Origin of the sequence: Corynebacterium sp. HMSC06D04, assembly GCF_001807315.1 — a bacterium.
Lineage (GTDB): Bacteria > Actinomycetota > Actinomycetes > Mycobacteriales > Mycobacteriaceae > Corynebacterium > Corynebacterium simulans.
Map to the genome: position 1 here is coordinate 76,818 of NZ_KV788554.1, position 10,075 is coordinate 86,892.

The following is a 10,075-nucleotide window of genomic DNA, read 5'->3' on the forward strand; positions in this document are numbered from 1 at the left end:
CAGTTTACGTGCGCCGTGCATTATGAGGAGGAAGGAAAATTAGTGTGGCTTCCCATTCTTCCTTAAAGAGCCTACCCCGCCATATTTCTGAGTTGGATGGTATGCGAGGCTGCGCCGCTTTGGGAATTGTGGTCACGCATGTCTCCTTTCAAACGGGCACCGGTTGGGGGATTGCGGAGCGTTTCGATTACTTCGTTTCGGTGTTCTTTGCGCTGAGCGCTTTCCTGCTGTGGCGCCGGCGCGGCCTGCACAGCCCGCGGGATTATGCGTGGTCCCGCGTGGGACGCCTGGCGCCTGCGTATCTGGTGTGTGTGGTGCTGGTCTTCGCACTGCTTCCCGACGCCCATTCCGCCACCGCTACCCAGCTATTCAGCAACCTAACGGGCACGCAGATTTATGTAGTCGACGGTTTGGCGCCGGGGCTTACGCAACTGTGGTCGCTGTGTGTGGAGTTCGCGTTTTATCTGGTGCTGCCGCTGCTGGCGGCGGTGATGCGCGGATGGTCGCGGCGGCGCAGGGTGTGGGCCATTGCTGTGGCGGCGGTGCTGAGCTGGGGCTGGGGCTTTGTTCCCTTCGTGGCTGATTACGCCAAGGGGGACGTGAATTCGCAGATTTGGCCGCCGGCGTATGCCTCGTGGTTTGCAGTCGGGATGCTGCTAGCTGAAGCAGAAACTGTGCGCGGGCAGTTTCCAGGGTGGCTAAAACGTGCGCCGCGGATGCGGTGGGCGTGGTGGCTGGTGGCGTGTGGTTGCCTGTGGCTGGCTAGCCGCGAGTGGTTTGGCCCGCGGGGTTTGGCGCATCCGGAGCCAGGGGAGTTCGCGCGACGCATCATGGTGGGCGCGGTCTTTGCGGTGTGCGTGATGGCGCCTGTGGCTTTGGCCCCACGGGAGTCTTCGCTGCTGAGCAGCCAGTGGGGGCAGGCTTTGGGGCGTTGGTCCTACTCGCTGTTTTTGTGGCACGTTGCGGTGTTGTCGGTGGTCTTTCCATTGCTGGGAGTGCCGCTGTTTTCGGGCAAGGTCATGGACTTCTGCGTGGTCTTCGCGGTGACGGTGGCGGGCAGCCTGCTGGTTTCGGCCGCTAGCTACGCCGTGGTGGAAGAACCCGGCAAGCGGTTGGTTGGTCAGTTCGCGCGGCGGCTGGGCCACAGGACGCAGGCTAGCGAGGCCGCGCACAAGCAGGTCACGAGGACCGAATCGCCGGCATAGCTGCCGCTGGCCCACGGAGCGCGGGCAAGCATGGTCCCGGCCGCCGCCGTCAGGGCGGCGGCTAAAGGAGCAGCGCCTAGCGACGTCCATTTCAACACCACCCACGCAGCAACACCCGCGAGTACGGCGGGCAGGCCGAGCAGGCTGAGCGTACCCAGGCCGCATACTGCAGCGAGAATGTGGGCACCGCGGCCATCGGCTGGCTGCCACGGCGCGGTGGGGCGGCGGCGAAGAGAAAGCAGGCAGCCGGCCACGGTCAGCAGGGCCAGCGCGCCGCCTAAGCCAAGCGCGGTCTTATAGGTACGCGCCGCGGCAAAGCTCATGCGGAAGCTACCGCTTCTGCCTGCGGGAATAACAAAAGCCTGGAGGGAAGCGTTGATCTCTCGCGGCGCGAGGTCGATGCTGCCGGCCTCCGAATCGAGGTGGCCCTGCAGGCCGGGGTTAAACGCATTGCCGGTGATAAGCAGCCGGTCCTGCCCCGTGGCTTCGATGGTGCCGGAGGTTCGTTTGCTGGCGGCGGCCGGTGACCAGCCCACCTCGCGCAGGCTGATCCATCCGCCGGTGCTGCGCACGCGGTGGGTGCCGGAGCGGAGGGTGAGGTGCGCACCGGGGTTATAACGCACACCGTCGATAAGCACGGGCTTGCGGGCGTCCAGCTCCAACCGCATGGTGCGGGGCACCGTGAAGTCACGGATGAGGATACGGGTGTCCTGGGCTAGCTGCTGGAAGAAGAACTGGTGGACGTCCGGGGAAGTCGCCGGAACGGTGACCACGCGCTCGATGGGGGAGCCCACGACCTGCGCGTTGGCGATGCCCACGCGCTCGGAAAGATCGATGCGGATGCTGCGGGTATCCCCACCCGGCACACGCACTTCGCGGGAGCGGTAGGGCTTGAGTTTAACCTTGACCTTCGCGCTTCCCGAGCGCACGGTGACCTCGGTGCGGGCAGTGGCCATGAGCTTGACCACCGGCGCGTGCCACGCCGGCGTATTCGGGTCCTTGTTTAGCTCCAGCCAGCCGGTATCGCCGGGGGCGGGCCACCAGGCGGTGGAATTTTCGCCGTCAACAGCAGCGGTGCGCGAGCGCGCGGGATTGGCGCCGCCGAAGGCATCGGCGTCGGCAGCCGCGGAAGAAGCGCGGACTGTGCCGCCGTGCGAAACCACCTTTGTCAGCGGCCCGGCGGAGGGGTAGTCGCGCAGGCGGTTGTTCACCGTCGAGGGATCTCCCTCGGCCAAAGGCGCGGAGATGGGCCCGTCGAGGGTGCCGTAGTTGCGGTCGGTCAGCGTGGGCGTATCGGTGACGATGTCGGCGTCACGATCGACGAGCTCGTAGGCAGGAGCCGAACCGTCACCATGGGCATCCAGGAAGGCCAGGGACTCCCCGCCGCCGGCCACGCGGACGGGATTGGCGGAGGTCAGTGTGCCTACGGCGTCGTCGGCAGGCGGGAGGATGATGACCTCCACCTCGTCATCAGGGCCGAAGGAGTGGACCTGCCCGCCGTAGGAGGAAGCATCGCGCCAGGCCGCCAGCGGGGAGTCATCGCGGCCGTTCGCGCCTTCTGTAGACGCTAAGTCGTGGCGCAGCAGCACCGCACCGATGCCGAGGCGGCGCAGCGCGGCGCTACCGGTGGCGGGATCTTCGTGGAGGGCTGCCACCACGCCGTCGAGTCCGCGAATGGCCTCGGGTGGGACGAGGGGGATGGCGTCGCGGACGGCCCACGGGACGTCGAGAAGCGGCTGTGCCGGCTCATCGCGTGTCCAACCCCAGTTTTGGCGTGCGAAAGAAGCCTCGGGGAACAGCAGCGTGCGCGTGCCCTGGGCATGGGTGTTGAGGAAGTCCGCAGCCTCGTGCCAGTACTCCGGGACCTTTTCGTAGGCGCCCTTGGGAAGCAGGCGCCCAGTCCACGCGGGCGAGAAGGACGCGCAAGCAATGGCGGCCACCAGCACCGCCACCGCTTGGCGACGCCCCGGCCGCAACCACTCGTCCCGCACCCGCGGCAGGGGCAGGGCGGAGGTTGCCGCGGCGAAACCGAGCAGCAGGGGGATGCGCACGAGCGGATCGAACTTGTGGAGGTTTCTTAGCGCGGCGAGCGGGCCGTCGAGCGCGTGGAGATACCAGGCGGCGTGGGTGCCGAGGATAGCGATGCCCACGCAGGCCATGACCGGCCAGACTCGTGGCAGTCGTGCTAGGCCGTAGAGGCCAATTGCTGCCACCGTCATGGTGACCAGCCCGAAGAAAGGCTGGGTGGCCAGTGCATATCCGGCTACGCGCTCCGTGTCGACGAAGGGTGCCCAGCTGGTGGTGCCGCGGAGAATTTCCGGCAGGTTTAGCCAGCGGGTGGTGACATAGGAAGACTCGATGAACTCAGTAAACGGCGGGGCGTAGCGCCCCAGCACCAAAAGCGGCACTATCCACCACAGAGAAACCGCTGCGCAGCCAGCCAGCCACACAAGGCCGGGACGCCAGGCCCGGCGGTACAAAAGCACCACCGCTGCCGGAACACACGCAGCGAGGGTAGCGGTGGCATTGACCGCGCCCATCGCTGCCACCGGCAAAACTGCTGCCGCGGCGCAGCGCCACGTTAGCTCCCGGCGCAAGAAAGGCAGGATGACCCATGGCGCCAGCATGACCGGCCAGGTCTCCGAGGAAATTGCGCCTATCGTAGTCAGCGCGCGGGGCGAAAGCGCGTAAAGCAGGGCCGCAAGAAAAGGCCAGACGGGCGAAAACTCCCGCCTAAGGCCCTCCCGCCTAAGGTCTCTGAACTGCGGAGGAAGAGACGCATAAATCAGCCGGTGGAAGCCCCAAAAGCCCACGCCTAGGACGAGCAACCACCACAAGCGCTGAGCTACCCAATCCGGCAGCGGCGAGGTAAGAAGAAAAAACGGGCCCTGCGGGAAAAGATAACCATAAGCCTGGTTCTGTAACTGGCCGAGCGTAAAGACCTCGGTATAGGCGCTGGTCGCCCCGCGTAGAAAGCCCAGGGGGTTAGCGGTGAGATCGTGCTTGGTATCCGCCGCAACCAAGCCAAAGGGCTGGGTAAATACAAAAACAGCGAGAGCTAAAAGCCCGCCTATGCGCCAGCGGGACTGCGCATTCATTAGTTCCTAGAGCCGTACTCCGGGCCGCCCATTACGGCATCAGAAGCGGAAACTGCACCGTCCGACGGAACTGCATCAGCATTAGAAAACTGCGCGATGCCGATGATGGTGATGACGCCGAGGGCGATGCCCACGACGGTGCTGCCCACGGCGGGGCCGAGGGTGCGCTTGTTGAGGGAGTCCGTCTCGAGTGCCATAAACCCACATCCTAGCAGCTACCTGCTAGAAATTTAGCTATCTTCTTCCTCCGCGTCGTCGTCCAGCTCGGGCGGAACAATAAAGACCGGAAGGCCAGCGTTACGCACGATGTGCTCGGCCGTGGAGTTGGTCCACCAGCCGCGGAAGCCGCTGAGCGCGCGGGTGCCGGTGACGATGATATCGACGTCGAGTTCTTGCGCGGCGTCGACAATAGCGGAGGCAATCGTGGTCACCGACTCCACCAAGTGGGCGCGGCCGGAAAGGCCCAGGTTTTCTGCAACCTCGACTCCTTGCCTACAAATCCGCAGCGCTTCCTCATAGGCCGGATCATCTTCCACCGCTTCCGGCGCCACCGTGGACTGGTGCATGCCAGTACGGCTGACCGCACGCGCTGCCTGACGGGCCATCGGCTCCCACGCCGTCAAAATCTCGACGTGGCGCGGGCGCAGCAGGCGGGCTGCGTGCTCCATCGCGCGGGCTGCCCGAGTGGAGCCGTCGTAAGCAATCAACATCGTCTCACCGTTACTCATGGATGCCATACTAACCCCCTACGCGGGCATGTCGCTGGAAATCGTGCACACTGGAAGGCATGGAACTTTCCCCGTCCCCGATGTTCTCGGCCCGCACTGCGGCTGCCGCTGTCCTCACGCTTGGGCTTGGGTTTTGCTTGGCTTCCTGCGATAGCGAGCAGCCGGAAAGCACGCAGGAGCCCGCGGCGTCGAGCTCGGCGCCTGGTGCGGCGTCGGCAAGCGCGGCACCAAGTACAACCCCCAGCGAGGAAGCGCCTGTGCCCGTGGACCGCCGCCAGCTGGCCGCATCGGTGCTCATGCCGCCCGCGGTGAACTACGACGACGCGCTGGCCAAACTACAGGCCGGCGCCGGCGGAATCTTCATCCCCAGCTGGGCAGACCCGGCCCTGCTCAGCGAGCCAGGACGCGACATTAACGCCCTGCGTGCGGCAGTGGGCCGCGATTTCCAAGTCTCCATTGATTTCGAAGGCGGGCGTGTACAGCGCTTTTCCGAAATCCTCGGCGAGCATCCTGCACCTGCGCAGATGGCCGCCGAGCATAGCCCAGAAGAAGTCGAGCAGATGGGTGCCGAGATCGGGCGCGTGCTGAAAGAACACGGCATCAACGTGGACTTCGCGCCGGTTCTCGACGTCGATGGTGGCGAACTCGAAGTAGTAGGCGACCGTTCCTTTTCCACCGACCCCAAGCAGGCCGGCGAGTACGGCGCGGCTTTTGCTCGCGGCCTGGAATCGGCGGGAGTAAAGGCTGTGTTCAAGCACTTCCCAGGTCACGGCCGCGCTTCCGGCGACACCCATCTCGGCGAGGCTGTAACTCCGCCGCTGGAGGAGCTCTACGGTCACGAGTTTGTGCCTTTCCAAGAGGCGATCCCGGCGGCTCCTGCGGCGGGACTCATGATGGGGCACCTCGTTGTGCCGGGGCTGGGCGACGGGCAAACCCCCGCCTCCATCAATCCCGCGGCATACCAGCTTGCGCGCGAGCAGCTGCACTATGGCGGGCCCATCTACACCGATGACATCGGCGGCATGGCCTCTATCGCAGACACCATGAACGTCCCGCAGGCGGTGGTGGCTGCGCTGGCTAGTGGCGCGGATATGCCACTGTGGTCTACGGATGCTGAATTCCCCGCGGCCGTCGATGCGGTGGTAGCAGCACTCGATGACGGCACGCTCACCGATGCGCAGCTGCAAGCCTCCGCCCAACGACTTACGGGTGGAAAATTGCCCGAATAGTAAGAGCTGATCAGTACCTTACTAGGAAAGTTTCAGCTTGAACGATAGTCTTTAAGGCGTGAAAAAGGCAGTAGGAAAGCAAACTGGCAAAGGCTGGCGCATCACACTTGGTGTGATTGTCGGCTTTCTCCTCATCGCAGGCATCGCCTACGGGTGGGATGTAATTGCGAATCAGGGCAAGGTCCCGCGCGCGACGTCGGTTGGCGGCGTCGACATTTCCGGAATGGAGCGCACCGCAGCGGTTGAAAAGCTGGAGCGGGAGCTTGGCGACGTCGAGACCAAGCCTGTCTCGGTCACCTCTGGAGAAAAGTCATCCCAGCTGGTGCCGAATGAATCCGGCTTATTTTTGAACTATCAAAAGGCCGTGGACGGTATCCCTGATGCTTCCTATAATCCGTTTAGCCGCCTGTACAGCTTCGTGAAATCCACCAAGGAAATCCCGGTGACCGTGGACGTTGATGCAGCGGCTTTGGACAGCAATTTGGAACGGGTAAAGAAGGAACTTTCCTTCGAGCCGAAGGACGGCATGCTGGAGCTAAACAACGGCGGTCTGAAGGCAACTAAGCCGGTCCTTGGCCAGACCGTGGATGATGCGGATCTGAAGAAGTCGGTGAAGGAGAACTGGTTGGACCCAGCCGGCGTTGAGGTGGCTCCTGTTGTTGTGGAGCCGGCGATTAACGACGACGCGATTGAAGCAATGCGCACCGGTGACGTCGCGAAGGCTTTGGATAACCCGCTGACCTTGAACGGTGAGAACAATGTCTCCGGCACGCTGCGCAAGGATGAGATCGCGCAGTTTGTTTCCATCGAGGCAAAAGACGGCAAGCTGGAACTGAAGGTGGATACCCCGAAGGCGCAGCAGTTGTTTGAAGAGCACATGGATGGCTCGCAGGTGCCAGGCCAGAATGCCAAGATTTCCTTCAGCGGCAGCAAGATGAACGTGACTCCTTCGGTCGATGGCTCGATTATCGACTGGGAGAAGACCATGAAGGATTTCGACAAGCGCGTTAAGGGCGACGAGCGCACCTGGGATGCGGACTACAAGCCGGATCCGGCGGAGTACACCACGGAAATGGCGGAGAAGGCAACCTTCAACGACACTGTTTCTGAGTTTTCTACCGGTGGCTTTTCGGGCGCTTCGGGTGAGAACATCCGCCGCGTGGCGGAGGAAGTAAACGGCGCTGTTGTCAGCCCGGGCGAGACTTTCTCTCTTAACGGCTACACCGGCCCGCGCGGTACTGCGCAGGGCTATGTGGAATCCGGCATCATTATTGATGGCCACTCCGGTACTGCAGTGGGCGGCGGCATCTCGCAGTTCGCCACCACGTTGTACAACGCTGCCTACTTCGCTGGCATGGAAGATGTGGCGCACACGCCGCACTCATACTACATCTCACGCTACCCGGCGGGCCGTGAGGCTACCGTGTACGAGGGTGCTATCGACCTGCAGTTTAAGAACACCACGAACACCCCGGTCCGCATTGAGACCAGCTTCGGTGGCGGCAAGATCACCGTCCGCTTCAAGGGCGTGAAGACCTACAACGTGGAGTCTGTCAACAACGGTCGCTGGGCCACTACCCAGCCAACCCGTATGTCGGTGGGTGAGGATTGCTCGCCGTCGTCAGGCGCGCCGGGCTTTACTACCTCGGATACCCGCATTATTAAGGACCTCTCCGGCCGCGAGATTTCGCGCGAAACCACCACCACGGTCTACGACCCGCAGCCCATCGTCTCCTGCGGTTAGGTCATGGCTCGGCCGATGCACACCGCGGTGAAGGACCCGGCGGACGTCGATCAGCTGGCCCAGCACCCGATTGCCTTTCGCCGCGTGGCCGGCCTTTTCGCAGCCCACCGCGGCACGCTGCTTGTGGTGGTAGCGCTCATCATCGCGACCTCTGGGCTGACGGTGGTGCAGCCTTTCTTGGTGCGCCGCACCGTGGATGAGGCCATTCCCAACCACGACACCGCACTGCTTCTGTGGTTGGTTGGCGGCATGCTGGCCATCACCGTGGTCTCCCAAGCCATTGGCGTTATCCAGTCCTTTTTATCCGCGCGGGTGGGGCACACCATCATGCACGAGCTGCGCACGCAGGTCTTTGCCAACCTGCAGCGCCAATCGCTGCAGTTCTTCACCAATAACCGCGGCGGCGAAATCCAGTCCCGCCTGACCAATGACATCGCGGCGATGCGCGGCATGGTGACCACAACCGCGACATCCGTGGCCAGCAACCTCACCATGACTGTGGCTACGTTGGTGGCGATGGTGGCGCTTTCGCCTACCCTCTCGCTTTTGTCCCTGGTGGTACTGCCGCCTGCAGTGTGGCTGACCCGCCGCGCCGCCGTTCTGCGCCGCAGCCTCATGGAGAAAAACAGCCGCGCGCAGGCGACGCTGCAGCAGACCATTTCGGAGAACCTGTCCGTGTCCGGCATGCGCCTGGCGGCCACGCTGGGTGCGCAGGAGCGCGTCTATGACGGCTTTGAGAAAACCTCCCGCTCCCTCATCCGTTTGGAGCTGGAATCGCAGTTGGCCGGGCGCTGGCGCATGGCGCTGACGCAAATCATCTTCGGCGTGATGCCGGCCCTGATTTACCTGGCGGCCGGCTTGCGCCCGGGCATTACGATTGGCACGCTCATCGCCTTTTCCACCCTGCAGACCCAGATCTTCCGTCCCATTACCGGCCTGCTCAACGTGGGCGCGCAGTGGGTGGCGTCGATGGCGCTGTTTAGCCGCATCTTCGAGTACCTGGACCTGGAGCCCGAACTCACCGAGGCCACCCAGCCCGCCCAGCTTGCCGACGCCTCCCTCACCCTCCAGCACGTCTCCTACCGCTACCCCGGCACCGACACCGACGCGCTTTCCGACGTCTCCCTTTCCATCCCCGCCCACACCACCACCGCGCTAGTGGGGCATACCGGGTCCGGCAAGTCCACGGTGGCCGCACTTTTTGCGCGCCTTGCCGATCCGACCGAAGGCACCGTGCACCTGGGCGGGGTCGACCTGCGCGATATTCCACCTGAGCAGCGCGCGGAGGTCATTGGCGTGGTCTCCCAGGAGACCTACCTGATTCACGGCACGGTGCGGGAGAACCTCCTCTTCGCGCAGCCGAATGCGAGTGAGGAACAGATGTGGGCGGCGCTTAACGCCGCGCGCGTGGACGAGGTCATCGCCGCGCTGCCGGAAGGTCTGGACACAGTGGTGGGCTCGCGCGGCTACCGCTTCTCCGGCGGTGAGCAGCAGCGCCTTTCGCTTGCCCGCACGTTGCTGCGCCAACCACGGGTGCTCATCTTGGATGAGGCCACCTCCGCCCTCGACAACGAGACGGAGCGCGCCATCCAGGAGGCAGTGCTTGGCGCGGATGCTACCCGCTTGGTCATCGCCCACCGCCTGTCCACTATCCGCGATGCCGACCAGATCATCGTCCTCGACGCCGGCCGCGTGGCCGAGCGCGGCACCCACGCTGAGCTGCTGGCCCGCGACGGCGCTTATGCGGCGCTCCTTCGTGCCGCGAAAACTACTGGTGATCGTTCTTAGAGAGCCCCGCCAAGAAACCTAGGGATGCTAGCTTTCTATCTGGAGTTTGTTAAAGACCGAGAAAATATATGGCTTCGGGATTGTCCTGAGGTACCTTCTTGCCGCGCCCCAGTGGTTGCCCATGAAGATTCACGTCTACCTGGCGATATTGACAGTGTTAATGGTTGTGCTGGTGGTTGCATGGCGCTCTTGGTAAGCGTTTCGCAGTGAGATAGTTGCCACCAATGTGCCTGGGCAAGGCTGCTAGAGCCCCCGTAAGGGGGCGGTGAGGTCGATATCACTC

The 10,075-nt window shown here is 63.6% G+C and carries 7 protein-coding genes; 4 read left to right on the top strand and 3 right to left on the bottom strand.

Translation table 11 applies throughout. The features are described 5' to 3' along the window. The first annotated feature begins 44 nt into the window (after nt 1-44). Nucleotides 45-1,205, top strand: a complete 1,161-nt coding sequence (locus HMPREF3155_RS08930; RefSeq protein WP_305763936.1) for an acyltransferase family protein — start codon at nt 45-47, stop codon at nt 1,203-1,205. Here the strand turns inward: HMPREF3155_RS08930 and HMPREF3155_RS08935 are convergent. From HMPREF3155_RS08935 to HMPREF3155_RS08945, 3 genes are read right to left on the bottom strand one after another with little or no spacing between them, the layout of a single operon-like run. After that, complete coding sequence (locus HMPREF3155_RS08935; protein WP_070433130.1) at nt 1,121-4,303, bottom strand: alpha-(1->3)-arabinofuranosyltransferase domain-containing protein; 3,183 nt, start codon at nt 4,301-4,303, stop codon at nt 1,121-1,123. The two genes, HMPREF3155_RS08930 and HMPREF3155_RS08935, sit on opposite strands and share 85 nt — an antisense overlap. Then, nucleotides 4,303-4,500 (bottom strand): DUF2613 domain-containing protein, encoded by a 198-nt coding sequence (locus HMPREF3155_RS08940; RefSeq protein ID WP_061924980.1) that lies wholly within the window; start codon nt 4,498-4,500, stop codon nt 4,303-4,305. Before HMPREF3155_RS08940 ends, HMPREF3155_RS08935 begins: the two co-directional genes overlap by 1 nt. A gap of 33 nt (nt 4,501-4,533) precedes the next feature. After that, nucleotides 4,534-5,031 (bottom strand): universal stress protein, encoded by a 498-nt coding sequence (locus tag HMPREF3155_RS08945; RefSeq protein ID WP_061925158.1) that lies wholly within the window; start codon nt 5,029-5,031, stop codon nt 4,534-4,536. A 59-nt stretch (nt 5,032-5,090) separates the two neighbouring features. Between HMPREF3155_RS08945 and HMPREF3155_RS08950 the strand changes: the two genes are divergently transcribed. From HMPREF3155_RS08950 to HMPREF3155_RS08960, 3 genes are read left to right on the top strand one after another with little or no spacing between them, the layout of a single operon-like run. Further along, nucleotides 5,091-6,260, top strand: coding sequence for a glycoside hydrolase family 3 N-terminal domain-containing protein (locus tag HMPREF3155_RS08950; RefSeq protein WP_246817718.1), 1,170 nt, complete (start codon nt 5,091-5,093; stop codon nt 6,258-6,260). A 58-nt stretch (nt 6,261-6,318) separates the two neighbouring features. Beyond that, nucleotides 6,319-8,004 carry a VanW family protein gene (locus tag HMPREF3155_RS08955; protein ID WP_210385658.1) on the top strand — a complete coding sequence of 562 codons (1,686 nt, stop codon included), beginning with the start codon at nt 6,319-6,321 and terminating at the stop codon, nt 8,002-8,004. A gap of 3 nt (nt 8,005-8,007) precedes the next feature. Then, nucleotides 8,008-9,792 (top strand): ABC transporter ATP-binding protein, encoded by a 1,785-nt coding sequence (locus HMPREF3155_RS08960; protein WP_070433132.1) that lies wholly within the window; start codon nt 8,008-8,010, stop codon nt 9,790-9,792. The last annotated feature ends 283 nt before the right edge of the window (nt 9,793-10,075 follow it).